The 25,612-nt window shown below is 63.7% G+C and carries 28 protein-coding genes and 1 tRNA gene; 18 read left to right on the plus strand and 11 right to left on the minus strand.

Going from position 1 to position 25,612, the window contains the following annotated elements:
• The first annotated feature begins 162 nt into the window (after positions 1-162).
• The 4 genes from CH294_RS19805 to CH294_RS19820 all read left to right on the plus strand — a co-directional run bounded on the left by CH294_RS19805 (position 163) and on the right by CH294_RS19820 (position 2,486).
• The gene (locus CH294_RS19805; RefSeq protein WP_032379129.1) at positions 163-585 is read left to right on the plus strand and encodes a DUF3052 domain-containing protein; all 423 of its coding nucleotides are present in this window, start codon (positions 163-165) and stop codon (positions 583-585) included.
• 31 nt (positions 586-616) lie between these two features.
• On the plus strand, positions 617-1,078 hold the full coding sequence (locus CH294_RS19810) for a peroxiredoxin (RefSeq protein ID WP_032379128.1): 462 nt from the start codon (positions 617-619) through the stop codon (positions 1,076-1,078).
• Positions 1,079-1,165: 87 nt separating this feature from the next.
• A tRNA-Val gene (locus CH294_RS19815) sits at positions 1,166-1,237 on the plus strand.
• A gap of 265 nt (positions 1,238-1,502) precedes the next feature.
• On the plus strand, positions 1,503-2,486 hold the full coding sequence (locus tag CH294_RS19820) for a helix-turn-helix domain-containing protein (RefSeq protein WP_094738882.1): 984 nt from the start codon (positions 1,503-1,505) through the stop codon (positions 2,484-2,486).
• Between the two features lie 61 nt (positions 2,487-2,547).
• Here CH294_RS19820 and CH294_RS19825 read toward each other — a convergent pair whose 3' ends face one another.
• From CH294_RS19825 to CH294_RS19835, 3 genes are all read right to left on the minus strand, one after another.
• Positions 2,548-3,318 (minus strand): SDR family oxidoreductase, encoded by a 771-nt coding sequence (locus CH294_RS19825; protein ID WP_094738883.1) that lies wholly within the window; start codon positions 3,316-3,318, stop codon positions 2,548-2,550.
• 27 nt (positions 3,319-3,345) lie between these two features.
• Positions 3,346-3,777: a nuclear transport factor 2 family protein gene (locus tag CH294_RS19830; RefSeq protein ID WP_094610135.1), complete on the minus strand. Its 432-nt coding sequence runs from the start codon at positions 3,775-3,777 to the stop codon at positions 3,346-3,348.
• A gap of 240 nt (positions 3,778-4,017) precedes the next feature.
• Positions 4,018-5,409: an LLM class flavin-dependent oxidoreductase gene (locus CH294_RS19835; RefSeq protein ID WP_032404032.1), complete on the minus strand. Its 1,392-nt coding sequence runs from the start codon at positions 5,407-5,409 to the stop codon at positions 4,018-4,020.
• A gap of 170 nt (positions 5,410-5,579) precedes the next feature.
• Between CH294_RS19835 and CH294_RS19840 the strand changes: the two genes are divergently transcribed.
• The 4 genes from CH294_RS19840 (at position 5,580) to CH294_RS19855 (ending at position 8,973) form a co-directional block, all read left to right on the plus strand.
• Entirely contained in the window at positions 5,580-6,587 is a 1,008-nt protein-coding gene (locus tag CH294_RS19840; protein ID WP_094704677.1) for an ATP-binding cassette domain-containing protein, read from the plus strand.
• Positions 6,584-7,288 (plus strand): methionine ABC transporter permease, encoded by a 705-nt coding sequence (locus CH294_RS19845; protein ID WP_094738884.1) that lies wholly within the window; start codon positions 6,584-6,586, stop codon positions 7,286-7,288. Before CH294_RS19840 ends, CH294_RS19845 begins: the two co-directional genes overlap by 4 nt.
• Positions 7,289-7,314: 26 nt before the next feature.
• Positions 7,315-8,202 (plus strand): MetQ/NlpA family ABC transporter substrate-binding protein, encoded by an 888-nt coding sequence (locus tag CH294_RS19850; RefSeq protein WP_094704678.1) that lies wholly within the window; start codon positions 7,315-7,317, stop codon positions 8,200-8,202.
• 96 nt (positions 8,203-8,298) lie between these two features.
• Entirely contained in the window at positions 8,299-8,973 is a 675-nt protein-coding gene (locus CH294_RS19855; RefSeq protein WP_037150945.1) for a nitroreductase, read from the plus strand.
• Here CH294_RS19855 and CH294_RS19860 read toward each other — a convergent pair.
• Both CH294_RS19860 and CH294_RS19865 read right to left on the minus strand, forming a co-directional pair.
• On the minus strand, positions 8,970-9,398 hold the full coding sequence (locus tag CH294_RS19860; protein ID WP_094738885.1) for a hypothetical protein: 429 nt from the start codon (positions 9,396-9,398) through the stop codon (positions 8,970-8,972). The genes CH294_RS19855 and CH294_RS19860 overlap by 4 nt on opposite strands.
• A gap of 44 nt (positions 9,399-9,442) precedes the next feature.
• Entirely contained in the window at positions 9,443-10,384 is a 942-nt protein-coding gene (locus CH294_RS19865) for an NAD(P)-binding protein (RefSeq protein ID WP_094738886.1), read from the minus strand.
• Between the two features lie 113 nt (positions 10,385-10,497).
• Between CH294_RS19865 and CH294_RS19870 the strand changes: the two genes are divergently transcribed.
• Positions 10,498-11,907, plus strand: coding sequence for an amino acid permease (locus CH294_RS19870; RefSeq protein ID WP_032379118.1), 1,410 nt, complete (start codon positions 10,498-10,500; stop codon positions 11,905-11,907).
• Here the strand turns inward: CH294_RS19870 and CH294_RS19875 are convergent.
• Complete coding sequence (locus tag CH294_RS19875) at positions 11,904-13,070, minus strand: iron-containing alcohol dehydrogenase (RefSeq protein ID WP_032403893.1); 1,167 nt, start codon at positions 13,068-13,070, stop codon at positions 11,904-11,906. The genes CH294_RS19870 and CH294_RS19875 overlap by 4 nt on opposite strands.
• Positions 13,071-13,103: 33 nt before the next feature.
• Complete coding sequence (locus CH294_RS19880; protein WP_094738887.1) at positions 13,104-14,597, minus strand: CoA-acylating methylmalonate-semialdehyde dehydrogenase; 1,494 nt, start codon at positions 14,595-14,597, stop codon at positions 13,104-13,106.
• Between the two features lie 112 nt (positions 14,598-14,709).
• Between CH294_RS19880 and CH294_RS19885 the strand changes: the two genes are divergently transcribed.
• From CH294_RS19885 to CH294_RS19890, 3 genes are all read left to right on the plus strand, one after another.
• A complete protein-coding gene (locus tag CH294_RS19885) occupies positions 14,710-15,606 on the plus strand; it encodes a LysR family transcriptional regulator (protein ID WP_032403895.1) in 897 nt (298 codons plus the stop codon).
• A gap of 191 nt (positions 15,607-15,797) precedes the next feature.
• Positions 15,798-15,923 (plus strand): hypothetical protein, encoded by a 126-nt coding sequence (locus CH294_RS28020; RefSeq protein ID WP_254925408.1) that lies wholly within the window; start codon positions 15,798-15,800, stop codon positions 15,921-15,923.
• Between the two features lie 46 nt (positions 15,924-15,969).
• Complete coding sequence (locus tag CH294_RS19890; protein WP_094738888.1) at positions 15,970-16,938, plus strand: cobalamin biosynthesis protein; 969 nt, start codon at positions 15,970-15,972, stop codon at positions 16,936-16,938.
• Here the strand turns inward: CH294_RS19890 and CH294_RS19895 are convergent.
• The 3 genes from CH294_RS19895 to CH294_RS19905 are packed head-to-tail and all read right to left on the minus strand — an operon-like array spanning position 16,879 to position 18,977.
• Entirely contained in the window at positions 16,879-17,796 is a 918-nt protein-coding gene (locus CH294_RS19895; RefSeq protein ID WP_094738889.1) for an SURF1 family protein, read from the minus strand. The genes CH294_RS19890 and CH294_RS19895 overlap by 60 nt on opposite strands.
• Before the next feature lie 18 nt (positions 17,797-17,814).
• Complete coding sequence (locus tag CH294_RS19900) at positions 17,815-18,288, minus strand: low molecular weight protein-tyrosine-phosphatase (RefSeq protein WP_170944794.1); 474 nt, start codon at positions 18,286-18,288, stop codon at positions 17,815-17,817.
• Positions 18,285-18,977: an HAD-IA family hydrolase gene (locus CH294_RS19905; RefSeq protein ID WP_032403898.1), complete on the minus strand. Its 693-nt coding sequence runs from the start codon at positions 18,975-18,977 to the stop codon at positions 18,285-18,287. Before CH294_RS19905 ends, CH294_RS19900 begins: the two co-directional genes overlap by 4 nt.
• A gap of 56 nt (positions 18,978-19,033) precedes the next feature.
• Between CH294_RS19905 and cobC the strand changes: the two genes are divergently transcribed.
• From cobC to CH294_RS19925, 4 genes are all read left to right on the plus strand, one after another.
• Positions 19,034-20,095 carry an Rv2231c family pyridoxal phosphate-dependent protein CobC gene (cobC, locus tag CH294_RS19910; RefSeq protein WP_094738890.1) on the plus strand — a complete coding sequence of 354 codons (1,062 nt, stop codon included), beginning with the start codon at positions 19,034-19,036 and terminating at the stop codon, positions 20,093-20,095.
• Positions 20,096-20,109: 14 nt separating this feature from the next.
• Positions 20,110-21,231, plus strand: a complete 1,122-nt coding sequence (locus tag CH294_RS19915; protein ID WP_094738891.1) for a Nif3-like dinuclear metal center hexameric protein — start codon at positions 20,110-20,112, stop codon at positions 21,229-21,231.
• A 125-nt stretch (positions 21,232-21,356) separates the two neighbouring features.
• Positions 21,357-22,094 (plus strand): C4-type zinc ribbon domain-containing protein, encoded by a 738-nt coding sequence (locus CH294_RS19920; RefSeq protein ID WP_032403901.1) that lies wholly within the window; start codon positions 21,357-21,359, stop codon positions 22,092-22,094.
• A gap of 5 nt (positions 22,095-22,099) precedes the next feature.
• Positions 22,100-23,209: a bifunctional RNase H/acid phosphatase gene (locus tag CH294_RS19925; protein ID WP_094738892.1), complete on the plus strand. Its 1,110-nt coding sequence runs from the start codon at positions 22,100-22,102 to the stop codon at positions 23,207-23,209.
• On the opposite strand, the gene CH294_RS19930 is transcribed toward CH294_RS19925, so the two are convergent.
• Positions 23,143-24,069 (minus strand): helix-turn-helix domain-containing protein, encoded by a 927-nt coding sequence (locus CH294_RS19930; RefSeq protein WP_094738893.1) that lies wholly within the window; start codon positions 24,067-24,069, stop codon positions 23,143-23,145. The genes CH294_RS19925 and CH294_RS19930 overlap by 67 nt on opposite strands.
• A 119-nt stretch (positions 24,070-24,188) precedes the next feature.
• Here CH294_RS19930 and CH294_RS19935 point away from each other — a divergent pair, with 119 nt between their 5' ends.
• Both CH294_RS19935 and CH294_RS19940 read left to right on the plus strand, forming a co-directional pair.
• Positions 24,189-24,887, plus strand: coding sequence for an SDR family NAD(P)-dependent oxidoreductase (locus tag CH294_RS19935; RefSeq protein ID WP_249305397.1), 699 nt, complete (start codon positions 24,189-24,191; stop codon positions 24,885-24,887).
• 97 nt (positions 24,888-24,984) lie between these two features.
• On the plus strand, positions 24,985-25,458 hold the full coding sequence (locus CH294_RS19940) for a GNAT family N-acetyltransferase (protein WP_212709819.1): 474 nt from the start codon (positions 24,985-24,987) through the stop codon (positions 25,456-25,458).
• Positions 25,459-25,612 lie beyond the last annotated feature (154 nt).

Genomic DNA, 25,612 nt, shown 5'->3' on the forward strand with positions numbered 1-25,612 from the left:
TCCTCCCCAATCCTGCTACATCTTGTTGGTTCTGGTAGTACAGAGGTCCAATACCCACCAGTAGAAATTTATGTACTCAATTTCGGCGCGGTCAGCTTGCGCGAACGGCTTCAACACTGTTCGCTTTGTCTACTGCACCCACAATTCAAGGAGGTCACCACCGTGGTCGCCGCGGCGGACGCTCAGAACTACGCTCAGAAACTTGGCATAACTCGCGACATGGTCGTACAGGAGCTGGGCTGGGACGAGGACACCGACGATGATCTGCGCGCCGACGTAGAAGATGCGATCGGTGGGGAGACCCTCGACGAGGATTCCGACGAGGTGATCGATGTTGTGCTGCTGTGGTGGCGCGACGGAGACGGTGACCTGGTCGATGCGCTCATGGATGCGATCGGTCCGCTCTCGGACGATGGCATCGTGTGGGTCCTCAGCCCCAAGACCGGCATGTCCGGTCATGTCGAACCCAGCGAGATTGCCGAATCCGCCCCGACCGCAGGATTGACGCAGACCTCTGCGGCAAATCTCGGCGACTGGATCGGAAGTCGATTGGTTCAGCCCAAGACTCCTGCCACCAAGCGGTAGGCCGATGCTCGACACAGGAAGACGGTTCTAGATGCCGATCGAGGTTGGCGCGGTTGCGCCCGACTTCACCCTCAAGGACCAGAACAACCAACTGGTCACGTTGTCGTCGTACAGGAACGTGAAAAACGTTCTGCTCGTGTTCTATCCACTGGCTTTCACCGGTACGTGCCAGGGCGAGCTGTGCAAAGTGCGCGACGAGCTACCGACGTTCGAGAACGACGACACCGCGATCCTGGCGATCTCGGTGGGTCCGCCTCCGACCCACAAGATCTGGGCTGCAGAACAGGGTTACACCTTTCCGCTGCTGTCCGACTTCTGGCCACACGGTGAAGTGGCTCAGGCGTACGGCGTGTTCAACGACAGCGCCGGATTCGCCAATCGCGGAACGTTCGTGGTGGACAAGTCCGGAATCATCAGATTCGCCGAGATGAACGGTCCCGGGGAAGCCCGAGACAGTTCATCGTGGTCCGAGGCACTCGCACAGGTGAGCTGACCTGCGGAATTGTAGTTAGAGATCAGACACGATAAATTTCTCCAAGCGTTCCGGTGGCCCGGGGTTGTCCCCAGGCCACCGGTACTCGGGCGTATAGCTCAGCGGTAGAGCTCTGGTTTTACACACCAGCGGTCGGGGGTTCGAACCCCTCTGCGCCCACCCTCGATCCAATGGCCACAGGTGTTGTCGTCCCTGAATCGGTCCGCCGGTCATCATCGGTCACAGTCGACCTCGTCCGTATCTACCCGTGTACGGCACGAGCTTTTCACGGCTGCCCCTCCATGCTCACGGTGTTTCACATCCGGTCCGTCGGCTGCGTGAGGTGACGGTTACTCGTCGACGCCTCACGTGCAACGGCCCGGAAACGGCAGCGCCGCATGATCGGTGGGACGAGCGCGAACTTCGATACGGGTGAGGCTTGACCATGGAGCATTGGACGACCGAAGACCTGCCGGTGACCGATCAATTCGGCTACTGGCGCGACGCAATCTGCGACGCGTTCACACCGTTGTTTCCCCGCCGCCCGGCCGCAGACCCGACAGCCTCGTCGACACCCGGCGGGATGAGCGGGTGGGTTCGCGCCGCGCCGGTCGGATCCATTCGGCTTGCGGAAATCGCGTCGGAGCCTCAACTCCATATTCACGGGCGATCAGAGGTAGCGAGAACCACGGAGGACGTGACGTTCGTGAATCTGGTCTTGGAGGGCACCTGTGTCGGAAGTCAGGCAGGCCGGACGTGTGTCGTGAACGCAGGCGATTTCGCGTTGTTCGATGCAACTCGACCGTTCGGACTCGATTACCGGAGCAGGTGGAGAGTGCTGTCGATGAAGGTCCCCAACGGCATGTTGAAACCGTTGATCACGGACTCGAACGGGAGAACCGCAGTATCTTTCTCTCCGGCCAATGCGTCTGCGCACGTAGCCGGTGCCGCGATGACTGCGGTGTGGCAGCGAGCCGATCGAATGGGGCGCGCAGATGTCCTCGCCACCAATTCGGCACTGCTCACTCTCATCGCATCAGCGGCCGGATCGAGCAGAGAAGAAGAGGCCGTCGACGGCCGGAGCATCCGAGCCGAGACGAGAGCCGCCATCAACACCTATGTGGCAGAACAGATTCGATTTGGATCGGTGCCTGCCGAGCACACCGCGCGGCGCTTTTCCATCTCCGTACGCAAGCTCCACCAGCTGTACGAGGAGACCGACCTCTCGTATGCCCGAACTGTCATGAAGTCGCGAGTCGAGGCGTGCGCGGCAGATCTCGATTCGGCGACCCGGCCGACGTCGATGTCCACCCTGGCAGCTCGGTGGGGTTTCGCGGACCTGTCGCATCTCAATCGTGTTTTCAGAACGCACAAAGGTTGTCTGCCTTCGGAATACCTCGGTCGACGAGCCGCGTCTCTGTCGTCATGACATCGACGGACGTGCTCACCGCCCGGTGCACTGTCTGCATCGGGGCGGTGAGCGCCGACGATCACATTCCGGTCATGCCGCCGTCCGCGGTGAAGATGCTTCCGGTGACGTAGGACGCCTTGTCCGAGGCCAGGAAGAGCACAACATTCGCGATCTCCTCGGGCTCGGCGTACCGCTTGATGGCGGTGCTGTCGGCGAACTGAGACTTCGCTGCCTCGGGGTTGTCGGCCGACAGGCCGTTTTCGATTCCGCGCATCATGCGAGTGTTCACCGGACCGGGACACACTGCGTTCACTCGAACACCGCTGTCTGCTGCTTCCAATGCAGCCACGCGCGTCAGGCCGATCACAGCGTGCTTCGAGGCGGTGTACACACCGAGGGCGGGAAAGCCGATCAATCCGGCCATCGACGACGTGTTGACGATGGCACCCGACCTCTGTGTGATCATCGTCGACAGGACGTGTTTGATGCCGAAGAACGATCCCTTGACGTTCACGTCGAGGATCGTGTCCACGGTTTCGGCGTCGGTGTCGACCAGGGCTCCGGTCTTACCTTCCACGCCCGCATTGTTGAAGAAGACGTCGATCCTGCCGAACCGCGTTGTGGCACCGGCGACGTATCCTTCGACTTCACTCTCGCTCCTGACATCGGCTGCGACGAGTAGCAGTCGGTTCTCGGGGAGGCCCAGATCGGCGGCGATCTTCTCGAGCGCCGATAGTGACAGATCCACCAACACCAGCGTCGCACCTTGTTCGGCGAACGCCTTCGTCGCAGCGTGGCCGATGCCGCCGGCTGCACCGGTGATCAGAACTACCTTGTCTTCGAAATCCATGATTGTCCTTCTTCGTTTCGCTAGTGGTCAGACGGATTCGGTGACGGCGGTGAAGTCAGCGATCTTGGTGTGCGCGGTGACGTCCCTGCGCGAGTACTTCCACCCGCTGTCCGTCTTTTCGAGCGCGTCGTTGTATTCGCAGATCGTCCCTTCGGTGCGTCCGTCTTTCGCCGAGAAGAAGAGGAGATAGCACTTCTGAGTGGCTTCGTTGCCGCTCACCGTGATGATCTCGTTGGTCGTGAGGTGGTGCATTCGCCCGAATGCCTCGGTGACGATGGGCATGAAGCGAATCAGTTCCTCTGTGCCAGTCGGGGTCTGGCCCGGAAGGAGGGCGTTGAACACGCCCGTGGAGGTGAAACAGTCAGCCCAGGCAGGACCGTCGGTTTCGTCCACCGCGAAGTTGTAACGAGCGTTGAGTTCTTGGATGGCGTGTACGTCTTCCACCGGTGAGTCGGTCATGGCACTCCTGTCGAAATGGCTGAGCCGCCGATGTGCAGCGGCACTGAGACTCGGAGGGCGACAGTGACCTCGCGAGGTACCCCACGGAGAGTTGTTCTCGGTCGAGTGGGGCGACAGAATTCATCCAAGCCCGAGACGGTTCAACTGCATCGAACGAGCGTGCACATGTTCTGGTACGGATGCGCACACCTCCCGACGCATCCGAGTCGGAAGGTATTCAGGGCCGCGTCCGATCGGGGGTCACGCCTGCGCGCGGTGGCTCTTGACCTCCCGAACGATCTGCTGTGCCCGGTGTTCCTCGGGCAGTCGGTCGCCTCTGCCGAAGAGCTTGTGGCGCAATGTGCCCGGCGTGTACTCGGTGCGGTAGACACCGCGGCGCTGCAATTCGGGGACGACGTACTGCACGACATCCTCGAACGTTCCCGGGGTGATGGCGTACGCAAGGTTGAATCCGTCGACGTCGGTCTCGTCCACCCACTCCTGCAATTGGTCTGCGACTTCGCCGGGGGAGCCGACGATGCGCGGACCGGCACCGCCGATGCCGCCCCACTCGGCGATATCGCGCACCGTCCATTCCTTGCCATCGGCTCCGATCGACTGGAACGACGCAACGAACGACTGAATCGCATTGCTCTCGACATTGCCGAGCGGCTCGTCGAGCGCATACCGCGACAGGTCGACGCCCATCCAGCCCGACATGAACACCAACGCACCCTCGGCACTCGCATACGACCGATACTCGTCGTGCTTGGCGTGGGCGAGTTCTGATGTCTCGTCGGTGACGATGGTGAGTAGCTGATAGATCCGCGCCGAATACGGATCACGGCCGGCATCGCGCAGGGCTCGACGAATGTTCGAAACCGTCTGCGCCAGAATATCCTTGGTGGGTGCGCCGACGAAGATCGCTTCGGCATTCTGCGCCGCGAACCGTACGCCACGCGGCGACGCGCCGGCCTGGAAGATCACCGGCGTCCGCTGCGGTGACGGCTCGGCCAGATGTATACCTGGCACCGTGAAGTGTTTGCCGCGGTGGCCGATTCGATGCACCTTGGCCGGATCGGTGAACACACCGGTCTCACGATCGCGGATCACCGCGTCGTCGTCCCACGACGCCTCCCACAACTTGTAGAGCACCTCGAGGTACTCGTCGGCGTGGTCGTAGCGATCGTCGTGTTTCAGCTGATCGTCGTGTCCCATGTTCTGCGCCGCTGACGGCAGGTAACCGGTGACGACGTTCCACCCGATGCGGCCGTTGGTCAGATGGTCGAGCGTGGAGAGCCGACGTGCGAACGGATACGGGTGCTCGAAACCGGTACCTGCAGTGATGCCGAAGCCCAGATGCTCGGTGACCGCGGCCTGGGCACTGACGAGCAGGAGTGGGTCCGACACCGGAATCTGCGCGCCGTGCCGAATGGCCGCGTCGTGGTTCCCGCCGTACACGTCGTACGTGCCGAGGACATCGGCGATGAACAAACCGTCGAACAGTCCTCGTTCCAACAGCTTCGCCAGATCGGTCCAGTAGCCGAGTTCCTTGTAGCGCCACGACTGATCGAGCGGATGACGCCACAGACCGGGGGACTGATGCGCGACGCAGTTCATGTCGAAGGCATTGAAACGAATCTCGCGTGACACGGGGGAACTCCTTCGGCAGGACGACCTGTCTTCGATATCGACAGCGGTGCGACGCTACCGACGGCCAAGGCCGGTGGGAACAGTTCGGATCGTGATGAGTCGATAGCTGGTCAGCAGCGCCCCGATACCTCAGTGTTGCGCCGTCACATCAGCGAAAAGAGCGTCGGAGCATGATCGAAATAGCGCAATTGACCAAGACGTACGGGACGGGGGAGAACACGACCGTCGTCCTCGACCGGCTGGATTTCACGGTGCAGTCCGGCGAGATCCTGGCCGTCGTCGGCCCCAGTGGTGCCGGCAAAAGCACGCTGGCCCAATGCATCAACCTCTTGACGCGTCCCACCTCGGGCTCGGTGATCGTCAACGGGGACGATCTCGCGCAGTTGAATGCCAAGCAGCTTCGAGTCGCGCGTCGCCGCATCGGCACGGTGTTTCAGTCGTCGAGCCTGCTCTCGCGTCGAACGGTGGCGGAGAACGTCGCCTTGCCGCTGGAGTTCCTCGGGGTCACGAAGGCTGAGACGGCCAGGCGTGTGGGAGAGCTTCTCGACCGAGTAGGTCTGTCCGACAAAGCCGCTCGGTATCCGTTTCAGCTCTCGGGCGGACAGCGTCAACGAGTGGGAATTGCGCGAGCGTTGGCGCTGCGGCCGTCGGTGCTGCTCTCCGACGAGGCAACCTCCGGCCTGGATCCGCAGACCACCGAATCGGTGGTCGAATTGCTGCGCGAACTTCGTCGCGACCTCGACCTCGCCATCGTGTTCATCACCCACGAGATGGATACCGTTCTGCGAGCCGCCGATTCGGTGGCCAGGCTCGATCACGGCCGCATCGTCGAATCCGGGAAGCTGGTCGATCTGTTGACCGACCACACGTCGGCGCTCGGCAACGAGCTGCGCCCCAGGCGAGACGACGCACAGGCGGCAGCCGGCGACGTGCAATGGAACGTCACCTACGACTCGCCCGATGTTCCGCAGGACTGGATCGGGCGGCTGGGCCAGGATCTCGGTGCGCCCGTCGCGCTGTTGGGAGCCTCCGTGCAGGTAGTGGCCGGAGTGGCTGTCGGCAGCGCGTCGATCGGCATAGGTGGCCACTTGAGTCCACGCGTCCCCGGTGCGCTCACGGCTCTCGGATTGTCCGGATCTACGAATACCGAGCAGCCGATCCTGGAGGTCGCGTCGTGATCGCGGTACTCGCGGCAGGCAACAAGGTTCCGGTAGACGAACTGCCGGCTCTGCTGTTGCCCGCGTTGGGCGACACCCTCACGATGGTCGGGATCGTGATGTTCATCGTGGTTCTCGTCGGTGTGCCCCTCGGTGCGGTGTTGTTCAACCTCGGCCTCGGCGGGTTGTTCGAGAACCCGGTGCTCCATGCTCCGATCAGCTGGATCGTCAGTATCGGTCGGTCGTTGCCGTTTCTGATCTTGATGGCTGCACTGGTTCCGGTCACGCGATGGATCACCGGAACAAACATCGGTATCGCAGCAGCTGTGGTGCCGATGTCGTTGGCGGGTATTGCATTCTTCACCCGCATCGTCGAGAACTCACTGCGCTCGGTTCCGACGTCGGTGGTCGACGTTGCCCGGGCGTCGGGTGGCTCCACACTGCAGGTCACCACCACGCAGTTGTCCGAGGCGGTGCCGTCGATCATCGGCGGACTGACCATCAACGTCATTGCCATGATCGAGTACTCAGCCATAGCCGGAACCATCGGTGCAGGCGGAATCGGTTATGTCGCAGTCACATACGGCTACCAACGGTTCGATCACACCGTCATGATCGCCACGATCGTCATCCTGATTCTCACCGTCGCCGCCGTCCAGCTCGTCGGCGATGCACTTGTTCGCTACACCACACCTCATCAGCGTGCCTTGCGCACTGCCTGATCCGCATTCGAAAGGTCCCATCCATCATGACAACGTCCACCGAAGCGCACGGCTTCGAGCTGAAGAACCGTCGAAAAGCGCCCTGGATCATCGGTGCCGTCGTGGTGCTGATCGCACTCGCCGTGGTTGTCCGCATCGCGTTCTTCGGCGACACGGCATCGGCCAACGACACCGAGGGTGCAACGCTCGTCGTTGCCACGGCCGAGGGGAACGCGTCCGAGCAGGCCCTCGTGAATTTCGTTGCAGAGCAGGTCGCTCCAAAGTACGGCATCTCGGTCGAGTTCCGCGGACTCGCAGACAGCAACACCATCAACCGCGCCGTCAGCGAAGGGGAAGTCGCGGCAACCGTCTACCAGCACAAGCTGTGGCTCGGCCAGGTACTCGAATCCAACCCCGACTTTCAGGAAGAAGCCGCAACCCCGGTGTTTCGTTGGGGCTTCGGATTGTGGTCCGAAAAGTACTCGGACCCAGCTCAACTGCCGGACGGCGCAACGGTCTCGCTCTACTCCGATCCGGCCAACGAGGCGCAGGGTCTGTGGGTACTCGAACGGGCAGGTCTGATCACCCTCGACCCCGCCGTCGACAAGTCGACGGCCACGCAGAAGGACATCGTCGGGAACCCGAAGAACCTGAAGTTCACGCTGCTGGACTTCGCTGCGCAGTCACGGGCATTGCCGGATCTCGATGCAGCAGTGGGCTATACCGAGTACTACCTCGCGGCCGGCATCCCCGTCGAGAAGCAGATCTTTGCACCGCCGGCACCGGACGAGTTTGCCGGACAACTCACGATCGGTAGCCGTTGGGCAGATACCGACAACATCAAGAACCTCGTCGCTGCGTTCAAGGACCCTGCGGTGCAGGAATTTCTGGCGACCGACCCTCGGGTGAAGGACATCCTGCTTCCTCTGCAGTGAGCAGTGCCCGCCCGACGGTCCAGCGCATGACCGTCGGGCGTGGCCGTGGTGTTACCTTCGATCCGCACCCGACAGCACTGACACGAGGCGGACGACGTGACCCGGTACGAAGCGCTGACAGAATTACTCGACGAGAGATATTCGTGCCGGCAGTTCCTGCCGAAGCAGGTATCTCGGGAAGTGCTCGAGCAGTTGTTGGCGGCCGCTCAGCGCACTCCATCGTGGTCGAACACTCAGTCGTGGCAGGTCATCGTCACCGAGGGCGATGCCACCCGGAAGTTTTCCGAGGCACTGGTCGAGCACGTCGCATCCGGCGTCCCGCAACCGGACTTTCCGTTCCCGGCCAGCTACAACGCCCTGCACCGCGCGCGGCGACGCGAATGCGGCGGTGCACTGTACGAGAGCATCGGTGTGGTCAAGTCCGACACCGAGGCGACGACGCGTCAGTTCATTCGCAACTACGAGCTGTTCGACGCCCCGCACGCGGCCATCATCACCACCGATGCCGATCTCGGTGTCTACGGGGCTGTCGATTGCGGGTTGTATCTGCAGACCTTTCTGCTCGCGGCGCAGAGCCTGGGTCTCGGGGCGATCGCGCAGGCAGCATTGGCGGCCTACTCACCGTTTCTGCACGAGTGGTTCGACATCCCGGACACCAGGCGAGTGGTGGCCGGCATTTCCTTCGGCTACCCGGACGAGACCCACTCGATCAACGGATTTCGTACCAACCGAGCGCCTTTGGACGAGACGGTGAGATTCGTCAGCAGCTAGGGCGCAAGGTGTGGCCCGAACTTGACTTCGATCTCGGCGAAGTAGGCGTCGGCCAACGCAACGAACCGCTCCTCGTCGAGCGCGATTCGATCGCCGACGGCGTATCCCAGAATGCTCTTGGCAGGATCCAAGTTTATGGTCGGATCGCTGGTCATGATGTCCTCAGCTGCTGTCATCGAGGCGGCGAGCACGCGGACCTCGTTGAGCGGATTGCCGTTCTTCTTCTCCTGCCCACGCATCCGGTGCAAGAAATACACCTCGAGCGTCAGCACGAGATTGTTGAAGAATGCGACGTCGAACGCCTCGTCCGCGTCGGTGGTCGTCGTTCGATTCGATGCGACCGCACGATAGGCGGCAAGCTGAGAATCCAGGCGCGCACGGCAGGCGTCGATGTATTCGCGTGGGTACGACTTGACGGACAGCACGGGGGAGATGTTAATCGGCGTCGTAGGTGGACGCAGGGCAAAAGTCATCCCTGAAGGCGACGAACCAGCTCGGTACCGACATCCGTGCCCGAACGCCATGCGCTTTCCACCCGGGGCGCTCCGGATGCACACCATTGATCGCCGGCGAACCCGACGAGTCGTCCGTCGCGCTGCTCGAGCGCAAAGGTGGAATCGTGCTGCGACGCAGGCTTTGCGAACGTCCATCGATGGGCGTGCGTCCAGCTGGGTGCCGTAGAGACGACCGACAGTTCGCGCAGCGCGTCGAGAACCGGGGCAATCACCGCGTCGGGATCGGCGAGATGCTGCTGTGCACGCTCCGAGGTCGTGTGCACCACCAGCACGGGTGCAGCGTCACCCCGCCGGGCACCGTCGTCGACGACGAACGCGATATCGGGATGATCGTTGACGAAGGCCGCGTCGCGGAACGGCGCATTCAACCCCTCGAATCCGCACGCGACCGCGATGACCGGTTCGTACTCGACGGCGTCGGGGACCGCGGTCAGTCGCGTCGCCTGAGGATCGGGCATCGCCACCACGACGTGGCCGTCAGGTGGGTCGGTCAACTCGGAGGATCCCTCGATGTCGAAGTCTCCCAGCAAGTCTCGTACCAGAGAACGAAGCCCGTTCGGGGTGGCCCAACGAACCGGGCCGGTGGTGGTGCACGGTGCCGTCTCGGGCTTGAGAATGCCGAACGTATTGGCCCACTGGCGCGCCAGCCCCCTCGACTCCCAGTCGGCTACCACCGTCGAGAATTCCTGATCCCGAACGGTGAAGTAGCCGGCACCCAGATCGACGCGTCGTCCGTGCAACTCGGGGGAGGACATCCGTCCGCCGGGAGCGCGTCCTCTGTCGACGATGCGAAACGGCACTGCTGCGTCGTGGAGAACCCGGGCACATGCCGCGCCGGCCATTCCGGCACCGACGATGGTGATCGAGTTCGTGGAGCGCTCAGCGTCGACATTCATGTCGTCAGTATGCCCGGAGGCGGCTTTTCATAAGCTGACCGTATGTACCACTAACTGTCTGGACAATTCGGTCACCCGCTGCGGTATGCCGGACCTTGTGTTGGACTATCTGGATGGCAATTACCGATAAGCCAGATACCGGAGAGCACGGACTCGGCACCAGTCTCAAACCGCGGCACGTAACGATGATCTCGATAGCCGGAGTGATCGGCGCCGGATTGTTCGTCGGCTCCGCCAACGCCATCGCAACCGCAGGACCTGCGGTGCTGTTGGCCTACTTCTTCGCCGGACTCCTGGTGATCCTGGTGATGCGCATGCTCGGGGAAATGGCCACCGCCAACCCCGACACAGGATCGTTCTCCACGTATGCCACACGCGCACTGGGGCATTGGGCCGGCTTCTCCGTCGGCTGGCTGTACTGGTGGTTCTGGGTACTGGTGATCCCCGTCGAGGCGACCGCCGCAGCCGCCATCCTGACCAACTGGTTGGGCGGCGCGCAATGGATGTGGGCACTGATCATCGTCGTTGCCCTCACCGCGACCAATCTGATCAGCGTCGGCAACTACGGTGAATTCGAGTTCTGGTTCGCGCTGGTGAAGGTGGTGGCCATCATCGCCTTCATCGGCCTCGGCATCGCAGCCATCCTGGGATGGCTGCCGAACTCCGAAGTCAGTGGCGTGGACCAACTCTGGGCTTCGGGCGGCTTCATGCCGCTCGGCTTCGGCGCGGTGATAGCCGCAATGCTCACCACGATGTTCTCGTTCATGGGATCGGAGATCGTCACCATTGCCGCGGCAGAATCCAAGGACCCGGCGAAGGGAATCACCCGCGCGACGAACTCGGTGATCTGGCGTATCTCGATCTTCTACTTCGGGTCCATCTTCATCATCGTCGCGTTGGTGCCGTGGAACGAACTGGATCCAGCAACGGGCTCGTACCAGTACGTACTTTCCAAGATGGGAATTCCCCATGCAGAGACCATCATGGACATCGTCATCCTGACCGCCGTCGCGTCCTGCCTGAATTCGGCGCTCTACACCGCGTCGCGCATGTTGTATTCGCTCGGTGATCGAGGGGATGCACCTCGGGCGGTCAAGAAGATCACGTCCAACGGAGTGCCGTGGATCGCAGTGATTGCATCGATGGTGCTCGGGTTCCTCGCCGTTGTCGGTAACTACATCCTGCCCGAGAAGCTCTTCACCTATCTGCTGGCAACCACCGGTGCCGTCGCACTGTTCGTCTACCTCGCCATCGCCAGCAGTCAATTGGTGCTGCGACGTCAACTCGACCGCGACGGAGAACGCCCTGCCGTTCGAATGTGGCTGTACCCGTGGCTCACCTACTTGGCCATCGGGTTCATCGTCTTCGTCCTGGTCATGATGGTGGTGCGGCCGGAGCAGCGTTCTTCGATCCTGCTGTCGGCCGTGCTTGCAGCAGTGACGGTGATCGGTGGAGTCCTCGTTCAACGCCGAAACACGCGGCGCGACACTGTGGCCGCCCGCGTGCCCGGTGACTCGGCCTAGATCCCGGCGTACACCTGGCGGTACAGATCGACGATCTGCTCCGCCGTCGGGACGACCGGATTGTTACCTGGGCTGCCGGAGGCGAGAGCCTGCTCGGCCATCAGTGGCAACAGGTCGTCCCACTTCGACTTGTCGATCCCGAACGTTTCCGGTGTGGGAACCTCGACCTCACGGCACAGGGTGACGATCGCATCCTGCAACTTGCCCCCGGCGACCTGATCCGAATCGCCTTCCGACGCCGCACCGAGCGCGCGAGCACAGTCGGCGTAGCGAGCCGGTGCCCCCGTGATCGAGAACGCCGTGACGGCGGGCAACAGCATTGCGTTCGACAGCCCGTGTGCCACATGAAAATGGGCACCGATCGGCCGGCTCATACCGTGCACCAGACAGACGCTTGCGTTGGAGAACGCCATGCCCGCTTGGGTCGAGGCGTGCATCATCGATTCCCGCGCTTGTCTGTCGTCACCGTCTCGATACGCCCGCAGCAACGACGTGCCGATCGTGCGAATCGCGCTGAGCGCCAAACCGTCGGAGATGGGGTTGGCCTTCTTGCTGACGTATGCCTCGATGGCATGCGTCAGTGCGTCGACGCCGGTATCGGCGGTCAGGCGTGCCGGCATCGACATCGTCAGCTCGAAGTCGATGATCGATGCGATCGGCAGAAAGGACAGGCCTGGGCACAACATCTTCTCGTCCGAGGCGACATCGGTGATGATGGTGAACTGGGTTGCCTCCGAACCACTTCCGGCTGTGGTGGGAATGGCGATGATCGGCAGGGCCGGGCCGGTCGAGAGTACGGGGGCTTTGAAGTCCCGCATCGTCCCGCCCTGCACCGCGAGAATGGCCAGCGCCTTGGCTGTGTCCATGGGACTGCCACCACCGAACCCGATGATCGAGTCGGCCGAATGCTGCCGCACCGCCTCGAGGCCGGCGACCAACGAGTCGGTGGTCGGATCCGGGACGGTGCCCGAGAACAGTGCCGGCGTCTTCCCGGCCTCGGTCATGATCTGCATCAAGCGATCCGCCGATCCGTTGCCCGCCATGAACGCATCGGTGACGAGCAGGGGCCGCGATACGGCGAGATCGCTCAGGACCGTACCCAGCTCTTCGACTGCACCGCCGCCCAGCTTGAGAAACCGAGGAAACGAAATATTGGCAACCATGGTGTGCTCCTTCCGCTCAGCTGTTTTCAGGGCTCAGCTATTTTCAGGGAAACCGAGATTGATGCCGCCGTGGCTGGGGTCGAGCCAGCGGCTGGTGACGGCCTTTCCTCGGGTGAAGAAGTGCACTCCTTCGGTGCCGTGTGCGTGGCTGTCGCCGAAGAGGGAGTTCTTCCAACCACCGAAGCTGTAATACGCCATAGGAACCGGGATCGGCACGTTGATGCCGACCATGCCGACCTCCACCTCGTTCTGGAAGCGTCGTGCTGCGCCGCCGTCGTTGGTGAAGATGGCGGTGCCGTTGCCGTAGGGATTGTCGTTGATCAGCTCGAGCGCGTCGGCGTAGGTGTCGACACGAACGACCGAGAGAACCGGTCCGAAGATCTCGTCGGTGTAGACGCTCATCTCGGGGGTGACGTGGTCGATGAGCGTGGGGCCGAGCCAGAATCCGTTCTCTCCACCATCGGCCTTCACACCGCGGCCGTCGACGACGAGGGTGGCTCCGGCGGCTTCGCCTGCATCGACGTAGGAGGCGACCTTGTCTCGGTGGGCCTTGGTGACGAGCGGTCCCATGTCTGCCCCGCGGGTGCCGTCGCCGGTGACCAGCGGTGTGGTGCGTTCGGCGATCTTGGCCACGAGTTCGTCGGCGATGTTGCCGACGGCGACGAGTGCGGAGATGGCCATGCAGCGTTCGCCTGCGGAGCCGAAGCCGGCGTTGACCATGGCGTCGGCGGCGAGGTCGAGATCGGCGTCGGGGAGGACGACGGCGTGGTTCTTGGCACCGCCGAGGGCCTGGACGCGCTTTCCGTTGGAGGTGCCGGTGGAGTACACGTACTGGGCGATGGGGGTCGAACCGACGAAAGAGATCGACTTGATCTTCTTGTTCTCGAGCAGCTCGTCGACGGCCACCTTGTCGCCCTGCAGCACGTTGAACACGCCGTCGGGCAGTCCCGCCTCGGCCCACAGCTTCGCCAACCAGATGCTGGCACTCGGATCCTTCTCGGAGGGCTTGAGGACCACGGTGTTACCGGCCGCGATGGCGATGGGGAAGAACCACATGGGGACCATGGCGGGGAAGTTGAAGGGCGAGATGATGCCGACGGGTCCGAGCGGCTGACGGATCGAGTAGACGTCGACCCCCGTCGACGCGTTCTCGGTGTATCCGCCCTTGAGCAGATGTGCCATGCCGCAGGCGAATTCGACGACTTCCTGGCCACGCGAGATCTCACCGAGGGCATCGGAGAGAACCTTTCCGTGCTCGGCCGTGATGATCTCGGCGAGCTCGTTCTTCTTGGCGTTCAGCAGCTCTCGGAACGAGAACAGGATGGAGGTTCGCTTGGCCAGAGAGGTGTCGCGCCACGCCGGGAATGCGGCGGCGGCGGCGTCGATGACCGCCCGAGCGTCGCCGGTGTCGGCCAGGGCGAGTGTGCCGGTGACCTCGCCGGTCGCGGGGTTGGTGACGGGGGAAGTCCGGTCGGACTTGCCGGAGTAGGTCTTGCCATCGATCCAGTGCGCAATGACGTCGGTCAACGTTCGATCCTTTCCATCGGTGTGTCTCGAGTCTCACTGGTATCGATGCACATGTCAAAGGCCAAAGTCGCAGATTGCCGTGCACAAATGCACAGAGGGATAAGCTGGACGAGTGTTCAACCCAGACCACCTCCGCTACTTTCTCGAAGTGTCGAGGACGGGACGCCTGACCGACGCGTCTCGCACTCTCGGCGTGGACCACACCACCGTCGGCCGTCGTATCACGGCACTCGAAAAGTCGGCCGGACAGCGGCTTTTCGACCGAACCCCGTCGGGTTGGCGATTGACCGAGGCGGGGCGGCGGCTCGTCGGATACGCCGAAACCGTGGAGTCGACGCTCATCGCGGCGTTCGAGGATCAGACGTCCGACACCGGATCGCTGCGTGGCACCGTCCGCATCGCGGCTCCGGACGGCTTCGGAGCCTTCGTCCTGACACCGAAACTCGGCGTACTGCGAGACAAGCACCCTGATCTCGATATCGAATTGGTCACCGCCACTGAGCACAACTCCTTGGCGACAAGGGAATTCGACATCGCAATCACGCTGGAACGGCCGTCGCCGAGATTTGTCGTCACGCGCAGGTTGGCGACGTACTCGCTCGAGCTCTATGCCGCCGAGGAGTATCTTGCGGCGACGTCGCCGATCCACACCGTCGACGACCTCCGGGGCCACACGCTGATTTCGTACGTCGATGCGCTGCTCGATGTTGCGCCCCTGCGAATCCTGGACTCGATCCTGCCCGAGGGTCGCGCGCAGATTCAGACCAACAACATCACCGGGCAGTGGATCGCGGCGAGATCCGGTGTGGGAATTGCGCCGTTGCCCAGCTACATCGGCGAGCCGGACGTGGCGCTCACGTCGGTGCTGCCCGGCGTCGTCTCGGTCGAGCGGACGTATTGGACGGTGGTGCCGCGAGAGCTGACCGGTTTGGCGCGGGTGAAGGCCGTCGACGAATTTCTGCGCTCGGTCGTGACCGACGAGCAGCATCTCTTTCCTGTGCCGCAGTAACTACGGGAGAACTGCACAGCGCGAGATAGCCGGTGGCCGTTCGATTTTGGACGTTTCGATGAGACGGGCGTCTCGTGACGACCGACACACGTGACGGCCACCTCAAACGAGTAGGAATTGGCCTACTGGCGGGTAACAATCGGGTACAGCCAAGTCCGCACTGCGGATCCACTCGAGATTCTGGGGGAATCATGACAATGTTCGTAATGGCAGCCGTCGGCTTCGTAGGAATGGCAATCGCCCTGCTCAACGACGGAAGCGACATCGACTTCCGCAACCGTCAACTCGCGAGCGCATACCGCCAGCGCTGGGCCTGACACACCGGTTCTCTGCACCGGATGGGCAGTTGGCAAGATTCGTGGGATGTGGACACACCCCCGAGCGATCGGCTTACTGATCGGCTACGGTCTCGATCGCGTGTTCGCAGACCCGAAGCGCTGGCATCCGGTCGCAGGGTTCGGCACTACGGCACTGCACGTGGAACGAGTTCTCTACCGTGACAGCAGAACCGTCGGAGTCATACATGCGTCGACGCTGATCGGTTCGGCGGCCGCTATCGGTATCGCCTCGAGCCGCGCCGCCGCCCGCATGGGTGCACCTGTCGAGACGGTTCTGGTCGCGGCCGCCACCTGGGCAGCGCTGGGTGGAACGTCGCTGTCCAGGGTGGGTGGGCAGATGGCCGATTGTCTCGACAGCGATGACCTGGCGGGTGCGCGCGCACTGTTGCCGTCGCTGTGCGGGCGCGATCCGGAATCACTCGACTCCGACGGGTTGGCGCGCGCCGCTCTCGAATCCATCGCAGAGAACACATCCGATGCCGCCGTGGGTGTCCTGGTGTGGGGCGCGTGTGCCGGCGTGCCCGGTATTCTGGCCTACCGCGCGAGCAACACGCTCGACGCCATGGTCGGCTATCGGTCCGAGAAGTATCTGCGCTTCGGTTGGGCCGCAGCGCGAATCGACGACGTCCTGAATTTGGTGCCCGCCCGGGCCACCGGACTGGCGACGGTACTGGCAGCACCTCTGGTACACGGCTCGCCCGTCGAGGCAGCAAAGATGTGGCGTCGCGACGCGTCGAAGCATCCCAGCCCCAATGCCGGTGTTGCCGAGGCCTCGGCTGCAGGGGCGCTGGGACTGCAACTCGGAGGCAGAACGCAGTATCGACACGGCGTCGAGAACCGCCCGACCCTGGGGGACGGGGCCTCGCCCACAGCGCGCGACCTTCGCCGTGCGGTCACGCTGTCGACCCGGGTGCAAGAACTATCGGTGATCGCGTCAGCGATTCTTGCCGTAGCGATCGGCCAGGCGAGGATCCGACGGCACCGTCGGACGTGACGCAGCGCGCGCTCTGGCGCGCTTCTCGCGTCGGGTGGGAAGACTGAATTCTTCTTCTTCGTCGGGTACGGGCTCGTTGTCGGGAGCGGGATCCGGTTCGCCGGACATCGCGTCGGCCATCTCGGCACGAGACATGCGACGCTCCCTGATCTCGGCGCGAACGAAGTACGCCAGACCCAGCGGTGCCATGATGCCGAACGCCAGCCACTGCAGACCGTAGGAGAGGTAGGGCCCTGCATCGGTCTGAGGCAATTCGATCAGGCCCAGTCCGCCCGGTTGATCGTCGTCGAGCTGGAGGTACCCGTCGATCGCATCGACGCCGACCGCTGTGCCGATCTGTTCCGGGTTGATGTTGTAGACCTGCAGGTGACCGTCTTCCTCGATCGGTTCCCGCGACGTGCCCTCGGCTTGGCGCACACGGGCATTGAGCGTTACCTGTCCCGTAGGTGCGGGCGCGAAGTCGGGTGGTCGTGTGCCCTCCACCGGCAGCACGTACCCGCGGTTGACCAGCACGGTGGGCCCACCGTCGATCTCGAACGGGGTGATGACCTCGTACGCGGGCTGTTCACGAATGCTGCGCAGCCGCACCAGCGCCTCGGAATCGACATCGTAGGAACCCGTCGCGATGACGCGGCGCCATTCGTCGTCGGCCGGGAAGCCGTTGGCGGTGAGGATGTCCGAGATGGGTACCGGATCAGCATCGACCGACCGGGTGATCAGGTCGTTGCGTGCAGAGGTCGAGGTGTTTTTGCCGAGCTGCCACGGAGCGAGCACGCTGAAGCACAGAAATGCGAACGCCAGCGCGACGGCGGCCAGCACCAACCACTTCGGACGCAGCAAGAACCCTAACTTCTCCACCCCACCACGGTAGCCGGGTCAGCCGGGGAGCTGAGACCGTGCCCAGTTCAACAGCCCGGGAACCGCACTTTCGATCTGCTCGCGCACCTCGGTGAACGCGGAGTCGGACGAGTAGTACGGGTCGGCGACCGACGAGTCGTCGGCGTCGGGATCGAACGATCGCAGCAGGGCCACTCGATCGGCCGGCGCGCCGAGCTGCAGCAGCGCCTTCGCGTGGCCGGTGTCGAGCGCGACGATCAGGTCTGCCTCCAGATGGTCCGGTCCGACCTGCGCGGCCTCGTGCTCACCGTCGTAGCCATGGGCAACGAGCTCGGCGACGGTGCGGGGATCGGCACCGTCGCCCACATGCCAGCCGCCGGTGCCCGCACTCGACACCCGCACTTCATCGGCGAGACCGGCATCGCGCAGATGCGCGGCGAAGACCTTTTCTGCCATCGGCGATCGGCAGATGTTGCCGGTGCACACGAATGTCACATGCAGTGGCTCGTTCACTGCCCTGCCACCGTGTTCTGCTCGAGCACCGCAGCCAACTCGTCCATGTTCGATGCGGTGAACGCAGCGTCGTCGCTTTCGCCGTCGATGCCGTAGCCCCACTCCACGTACACCGTGGGAATGCCGAATCGTGCTGCACCGTGCACGTCGTGGTCACGATCACCGATCATGATCACCCCGTCGGTGCCACCGTCCGCGTGTTCCACCGGATCGATGCCGAGATTGGACAACGAGTGCGCGATGACATCGGACTTCGCTCGTCGGGTGCCGTCGTTGCTGGCACCTCCGATGAACTCGAAGTATCGAGACAAACCGAAGTGGTCGAGAATGCGAACGGCGAAGCGCTCCGACTTCGACGTCGCCACACCGAGGCGCACTCCTCGGTCCTGCAATCGAGTCAGCACCGTCTCGATGCCGTCGAACGCGGTGTTCTCGGCCCAGCCCCGCTCGTCGTACCGCTCGAAGTACGCCGCCAACGCGCGCTGTGCGGCGTCCTCGTCCAGACCCAGCCCGCGCAAGGTGTCGATCAACGGCGGCCCGACAACCAGTGACAGCTGCTCTTCGGTCGGCTCGGGGGCGTCCACGGAGGCCAACGCATGGCGAAAACCGGCATGAATTCCCGGTGCGGAATCGGTCAACGTCCCATCGAGATCGAACAGGACAACGGACGCGGGGGTAACGGCAGACATGTTCGAAGCCTATCGGTGCGGCCTGCTCGGGAAAGCCTGCGGCTACGCTCGTCGCGATGTCCGATACAACTGCCGAACCCGACGCGCTCCTCCGTCACAGGCCGGATGAGCTCCTTCGTCACCATGGTGATGTGGAGGTCGAGTCCGGATTCGTAGACTTCGCCGTCAACGTGCGCGGCGACGGCCCGCCGGCATGGCTTCGGGACCGGCTGGCCACGGCACTGAGTTCGCTGGGTTCGTACCCGAGCGCTGCGGCCGAGTACGCCGCACGAGAGCAAGTGGCCGCACACCACGGCCGCTCCCCGGACGAGGTGCTGCTGCTCAGCGGCGGGGCCGAGGGCTTCTCGATGCTGCCGCGCTTGGAGCCCTCCCTCGCGGCAACGATTCATCCGTCCTTCACCGAGCCCGATTGGGTGCTGGAACAGGCGGGTGTACCGGTGCATCGGGTTGTCTTGCCGCCGCCTTTCGAGCTCGATCCGATGCTCGTGCCCGATGCAGCCGACATGGTGATCATCGGCAACCCCACCAATCCGACGTCGGTTCTGCATCCATGCGAAGCGGTCCTGAGCCTGCGTCGGCCCGGCCGAACGGTGGTGGTCGACGAGGCCTTCGCCGACGCAGTGCTCGGTGCCGGAGAATCGGTTTCGTCGCAGCGCTCGGATGACGTGGTGGTCCTGCGCAGCCTGACGAAGACGTGGGCGTTGGCGGGGTTGCGGTGCGGATATGCGCTGGGGCACCCTGACGTTCTCACGAGGATGCAGCGCGGCCGCGCGCACTGGCCGCTGGGGAGTCTGCAAATCGAAGCGATCCGCGCCTGCACAGAACCGTTCGCCATCGATCAGGCACGTGCCGAATCCGAACGAATCGATCGCGAACGATCTGCGATGATCGGCCGACTGGGCGCTCTCGGTTTGGACGTCACCGGCCCGGCCCGAGCGCCGTTTCTGCTGGTGCGCTTCGAGGGTGCCGATCTGGTTCGAGAACGCCTGCGCACGATGGGTATTGCGGTTCGGCGCGGCGACACCTTCCCAGGGCTGGATCGCCACTTTCTACGCGTGGCGGTACGGGACTCGCAGCAGGTCGACATACTGGTGAATGCGTTGAGCACCGTTCTGTGAGGAGAGCAACGAATATGGCAGTGACACTGGCGGACGTCATCCAGGTTCTCGACAATGCCTACCCACCACGGCTGGCCGAGAGCTGGGACTCGGTGGGTCTGGTGTGTGGAGACCCGAAAGCTGTTGTGCAGCAGGTTCTGTACACCGTCGACGTCACCGAGGCGGTGGTCGACGAGGCCATCGCCTGGGGTGCCGATCTGATCGTGGCGCACCACCCCCTCCTGCTCAAGGGCGTCGACACCGTGGCGGCCGACACCGCGAAGGGGTCGGTGATCCACCGTTTGATCAAGGCCGACTGCGCACTGTTCACCGCCCACACCAATGCCGACTCCGCCGATCCCGGCGTCTCCGACGCACTCGCCACCGCCCTCGGCGTGATCGACACCAGGCCCCTCGACCCCATTCCTGCTCCTGCACACGACAAGTGGGTGGTCTTCGTACCGACCTCCGACTCGGCCGCGGTACGGCAGGCCCTGTTCGACGCCGGAGCCGGACAGATCGGCGACTACAGCGAAGCCAGCTGGCAGGCGACCGGTCTCGGCCAATTCCGTCCCGGCCCGAATGCGCACCCGACAGTCGGCATTCTCGGTGAGGTGCACACGGAGACCGAGGATCGCATCGAGGTTGTAGCACCCAAAGCGCAACGCGCGCTGGTGCTTTCGGCTTTACGTCACGCCCACCCCTACGAGGAGCCCGCGTTCGACGTCTTCGAGTCCGCGGCTCTGCCGTCGTGTACAGGACTGGGGCGCATCGGAAAACTGCCGAGTCCGATGACACTCGCCGAGTTCACCGACGTCGTTCGGGACGCGTTGCCGGCTACCAGCTGGGGCGTGCGAGCCGCCGGTGACCCCGACGCCACGGTCTCGGTGGTCGCGATGTGCGGGGGAGCAGGCGATTCGTTCCTGTCTGCAGTCGCGCGAACCGACGCCGACGTGTACGTCACCTCGGATCTGCGGCACCACCCTGTCGACGAACATCTGCGTGCGGGTGGGCCCGCGGTGATCGACACCGCGCACTGGGCGTCGGAGTTCCCGTGGTGTGAACAGGCGCGCACCATCGTCGACGCCGCGTTCGGTGACACGGACGGGTGGAGAAGCAGTGTCACCGATGTGCGCACCGACCCCTGGACGCTGTGATCGGTGACCATCGTGACTTGTGAACCCCTGGCGACAGGCGGTCGGAGTCGATCCGGCTTTCTCGGTTTCGAGCAGCCGGTAGGGTGATCTCTTACCAACTTCCATAGTCGCAGGAGTCATCAAGCGTGAACGTCGATCCCAAAGTCCAGGCCTCGCTGCTCGAATTGGCCGGTGTGGATACCGAACTCTCGCAGATCGCCCACCGCCGCAAAAGCCTCCCCGAGCAGCAGGAGGTGGACAAGCTCGAGACCGAGCGCATCACCCGCAAGGACGCGGCCGTGACGGTGCAGATCTCGATGGACGACCTCGATCGGGACATTCGCAAACTCGAGGGCGAGGTCGACGCGGTTCGTCAACGCGAGGCTCGCGACAAGAAGATGCTCGAGAGTGGCACCATCGCACCGAAGCAGATGACGGAGTTGCAGCACGAGCTCGGCAGCCTCGAACGTCGCCAGGGCATCCTCGAGGAGGAATTGCTCGAGGTCATGGAGCAGCGTGAGGCCAGCGAGCGGGACTACGAGCACGCCGGTGCGCAGCTGACGCAGATCGAGGACGAACTCGTCGACGCCGGCCGTCGCCGCGACGACGCCGTTGCAGACCTCGACACCGCCGAGAAGCGCAGCGCCGAGCGCCGCGAGTCCCTGGCTTCGGGGTTGCCCGCGGATCTGCTTGCTGTTTACGAGAAGCAGCGAGCTCTCACCGGCCGCGGTGCGGCGTTGCTGCAGGCTCGCCGCTGCGGTGCTTGCCGGATCGAGCTCGACCGCAACGAGATCGCGAGCATTGCCAACAAGCCGGCAGACGCTCTGATTCGTTGCTCGGAATGCAACGCAATCCTGGTGCGCACCAAGGAATCCGGAATTTGAGCCAGATGTCGCGGGTTGTCGCCGAGGCCGACGGAGGATCGCGGGGGAACCCCGGGCCGGCTGGATACGGCGCAGTGGTGTTCAGCGCCGATCGCTCGCAGGTGCTCGCCGAGCGTCGGGCGTCGTTGGGGGTGGCCACCAACAACGTCGCCGAGTACAACGGCCTGATCGCCGCACTTAGCGCCGCACGTGACGTCGGGGCCCGTGAGGTTGCCGTCCGCATGGACTCCAAGCTCGTCGTCGAGCAGATGTCCGGGCGCTGGAAAGTGAAGCACCCGGACATGATTCCGCTTCAGCGGAAAGCGGCCGAACTGGCTCGCAGCTTCGATTCCGTCACCTACGAGTGGATTCCGCGCGCGCAGAACTCGCACGCCGATGCGCTGGCCAACGAGGCGATGGACGCCGCGGCCGAGGGTGTGGACCTGTCGGAACTGCCCGATGCCGAGCCGGCCGCGAAGAAGCCCGAGTCGCCCGGGTGGACCGGTGCGATGGGGGAGCCCACGCGCCTGCTGCTGTTGCGGCACGGGCAGACCCCCATGTCGGTCGATCGGCGATACTCCGGCCGCGGCAACCCTGACTTGACGGAACTGGGGCAACGCCAAGCAGATTCTGCCGCAACGGTTCTCGGTTCACGGACAGACATCGACGCCATCGTGGCCTCGCCGCTCGCGCGCGCCCAGCAGACGGCCTCAGCGACAGCCGACCGCCTGGGATTGCCCGTCACCACTGTCGACGGTCTCATCGAGACCGACTTCGGCGACTGGGAAGGACTGACGTTCACCGAGGCCATGGAACGTCACCCTGAGGTCCACAAGGCGTGGCGCGGCGACACCTCCGTGGCACCACCGAACGGGGAGAGTTTCGACGCCGTACGTGTCCGCATCGAAGCGACCCGCGACCAGCTGCTCACCGAGTACGCCGGAAAGACCCTTCTGGTGGTCACCCATGTCACCCCGATCAAGATGCTGCTGCAACTTGCTCTCGACGTCGGCCCGTCGCTGCTGTATCGACTGCACCTCGATCTCGCGTCGCTGAGTGTTGCCGAGTTCTACCCCGACGGCGGGGCCTCGGTGAGATTGGTGAACGACACCTCGCACCTGGCTTCGCCGGCCTGAACCGAGGCTCGGTTCCGTGCACGGGATCCGGGCGACAACAGTGACAACAGTCTGGACTCATCTCGTGAGCCGGGTGCTGCGGTGTAGACGATCACCCGCACGTCGGAGCCTGCCGGCTGGAACACGTCCCCATCGAGGACCATCGACCCCACCAGGGGATGGTCGATGTTCTTGCGTGCTCCCCGGTAGGCGGTAGGCCGAGCGTGGTGCCAACGATCGGAGAATTCGTCGCTGCGCGCTCGAAGGTCATGGACGAGGTTGTCGAGCTCGGCGTCGTCGGGATGCGACATTTGTGCCACGCGGAGGTCGCCGACCAGCGCGTCTCGATACTGTTCCCGTTGCCCGGGGTCGACCCACATGGTCGACGTGTCCTCGGTCATCTCGAACCAGACCTGGTTGCGTGAATGTCCGGACAGGTCCATCGGATTGCCCATCAGAGCGGACCATGCCGCGTTCCATCTCAGCAGCCACCAATCGGCCGCGTACACGGCCGTAGGCCACTCGTCGGCTCGGGCCAGCAGCCGGTCGACGCTATCCGGTACCGATCGATCGACGGCCGACGACGGTGCCGCGAGTCCGGCAGCTCGATACAACACTCCGGCATCGGCGAGGTCGAGGCTCAATGCCCGAACGAGAGCAGCGACCACCGCCGCCGCCGGATTCGACGCGCGACCCTGCTCCAGCTGGACCAGGTAGTCCACCGAGATTCCGGCGAGTGTGGCGAGTTCCTCGCGGCGTAAGCCCGAAGACCTCCGAGGCCTGACGGCCGAGTCGGAGGGGACGGGTGCGCTGCGGTCACGCCAGCCACGGAGCACCGACGAGAAACCCGCCGGCCGGCGTCCCTGCTGCTCTACGGTCATCTCACCACTGTGCCACCTCGGCCACGGGCGTCTTCTCGATGAGGACGTGGGTGGTACCGGCAGACCTACCGACAATCGGCATCTTCTCGATCGGGCCGCCGCGCCTTAGCGTCGACGTCATGAGCACAATCACGATGATCACCGGCGGCAACAAGGGAATCGGCCACGAGACGGCACGGCGCTTACAGCGTGCCGACCACACCGTGGTCATCGGTGCCCGTAACCGTGAGCTGGGTCGCGCTGCTGCCGCCGACCTCGGCGTCACTTTCGTCCAACTGGACGTGACCGATCAGGGCAGCGTCGACGCTGCTGCGCGCCAGGTGCGTGCGGACCATGGACGCCTCGACGTCCTGATCAACAACGCAGGAATCACCGGCGCGTTCGTTCCGCTCGAACAAGGATCGGCGGATGACGCCCGAGACGTCTTCGACACCAACGTGTTCGGCGTCATTCGAGTGACCAACGCATTCGTGCCACTGCTGAAGGTCTCGAACCATCCACGAATCGTCAACATCTCCTCGGGTGTCGGATCCATTCAGGACACCATCGAGCACGACTACTTCGACTGGCAGGTGGTGCCGCCGATCTACGCGTCGTCCAAGACCGCCCTCAACATGCTGACGGTGAAGTACGCGCGCGCTCTCCCGATGATGCGAGTCAATGCCGCCGACCCCGGCTACACCCGCACCGATCTCAACGCAGGCAAGGGTGCACACGACGTCACGCAGGGCACCGACGAAATAGTCCGACTCGCCACGATTGCCGACGACGGACCTACCGGCACCGTAGGAAACAAGCAGGGTCTGCTTCGCTGGTGAATCGTGTACCGAGAACACACAGTGCCGCGGCTCGCCATCACGGTCGTCACCGCGGTAGTGCTTCCGGCGTTGCGGACATCCGCTCTATGGTCGAGGTGTGGGAGATATCGAAATCCGGTTGGCGAGGTCCGACGAAAACGAGACGATCTCGGCACTCGCACTTCGGTCGAAGGCCTACTGGGGATACTCCGAGGACTTCCTGCAGGCATGTCGTGTGGAGTTGACGTACGACTCGGCGGTGTGCGGATCGGGTCGGATGTGGGTGGCCGTCGTCGGCTCGTCCGAGCCTGAAAGCTCCGTCGTCGGTTTCAGCTTGCTCGGGGGTGAAGCCCCCGCCGGTGAACTGACGGCACTCTTCGTGGATGCGAGTTCCATCGGAACCGGCTGTGGTCGAAAATTGCTCGAGCACACGATCAGTGAGGCTCGTGCGCAGGGATTCGAGCGTCTGACGCTCGACGCGGATCCCGGAGCCGAATCGTTCTATCTCCACTTCGGTGCCGTCCGCATCGGTACTGCTGTGAGTGGGTCGATCCCCGGGCGAGAACTGCCACGGCTCGAGATTGTCTTGTGACGAGGAGCGTGCGGGCACCGTTGGCAACAGTCGAGAATCCTCGGCCGGTCGACAACTGAAGATGTAGGCACGGTGCCCCGGCTCGTTGGGGGCCGGTTCGGTCACATCAGCACACCACGGGGCACCTCGATGCGCTCACCCGTTGCCCAGCGGA

Source organism: Rhodococcus sp. 14-2483-1-1, assembly GCF_002259335.1.
GTDB lineage: Bacteria > Actinomycetota > Actinomycetes > Mycobacteriales > Mycobacteriaceae > Rhodococcoides.

Excerpts from the sequence above, each read along its gene's own strand:
- CH294_RS19810 (WP_032379128.1), top strand. The coding sequence starts at position 617 with ATGCCGATCGAGGTTGGCGCGGTTGCGCCCGACTTCACCCTCAAGGAC.
- CH294_RS19820 (WP_094738882.1), top strand. The coding sequence starts at position 1,503 with ATGGAGCATTGGACGACCGAAGACCTGCCGGTGACCGATCAATTCGGC.
- CH294_RS19825 (WP_094738883.1), bottom strand. The coding sequence starts at position 3,318 with ATGGATTTCGAAGACAAGGTAGTTCTGATCACCGGTGCAGCCGGCGGC.
- CH294_RS19830 (WP_094610135.1), bottom strand. The coding sequence starts at position 3,777 with ATGACCGACTCACCGGTGGAAGACGTACACGCCATCCAAGAACTCAAC.
- CH294_RS19840 (WP_094704677.1), top strand. The coding sequence starts at position 5,580 with ATGATCGAAATAGCGCAATTGACCAAGACGTACGGGACGGGGGAGAAC.
- CH294_RS19850 (WP_094704678.1), top strand. The coding sequence starts at position 7,315 with ATGACAACGTCCACCGAAGCGCACGGCTTCGAGCTGAAGAACCGTCGA.
- CH294_RS19865 (WP_094738886.1), bottom strand. The coding sequence starts at position 10,384 with ATGAATGTCGACGCTGAGCGCTCCACGAACTCGATCACCATCGTCGGT.
- CH294_RS19870 (WP_032379118.1), top strand. The coding sequence starts at position 10,498 with ATGGCAATTACCGATAAGCCAGATACCGGAGAGCACGGACTCGGCACC.
- CH294_RS19875 (WP_032403893.1), bottom strand. The coding sequence starts at position 13,070 with ATGGTTGCCAATATTTCGTTTCCTCGGTTTCTCAAGCTGGGCGGCGGT.
- CH294_RS28020 (WP_254925408.1), top strand. The coding sequence starts at position 15,798 with ATGACAATGTTCGTAATGGCAGCCGTCGGCTTCGTAGGAATGGCAATC.
- CH294_RS19890 (WP_094738888.1), top strand. The coding sequence starts at position 15,970 with ATGTGGACACACCCCCGAGCGATCGGCTTACTGATCGGCTACGGTCTC.
- CH294_RS19905 (WP_032403898.1), bottom strand. The coding sequence starts at position 18,977 with ATGTCTGCCGTTACCCCCGCGTCCGTTGTCCTGTTCGATCTCGATGGG.
- cobC (WP_094738890.1), top strand. The coding sequence starts at position 19,034 with ATGTCCGATACAACTGCCGAACCCGACGCGCTCCTCCGTCACAGGCCG.
- CH294_RS19915 (WP_094738891.1), top strand. The coding sequence starts at position 20,110 with ATGGCAGTGACACTGGCGGACGTCATCCAGGTTCTCGACAATGCCTAC.
- CH294_RS19925 (WP_094738892.1), top strand. The coding sequence starts at position 22,100 with ATGTCGCGGGTTGTCGCCGAGGCCGACGGAGGATCGCGGGGGAACCCC.
- CH294_RS19930 (WP_094738893.1), bottom strand. The coding sequence starts at position 24,069 with ATGACCGTAGAGCAGCAGGGACGCCGGCCGGCGGGTTTCTCGTCGGTG.
- CH294_RS19935 (WP_249305397.1), top strand. The coding sequence starts at position 24,189 with ATGAGCACAATCACGATGATCACCGGCGGCAACAAGGGAATCGGCCAC.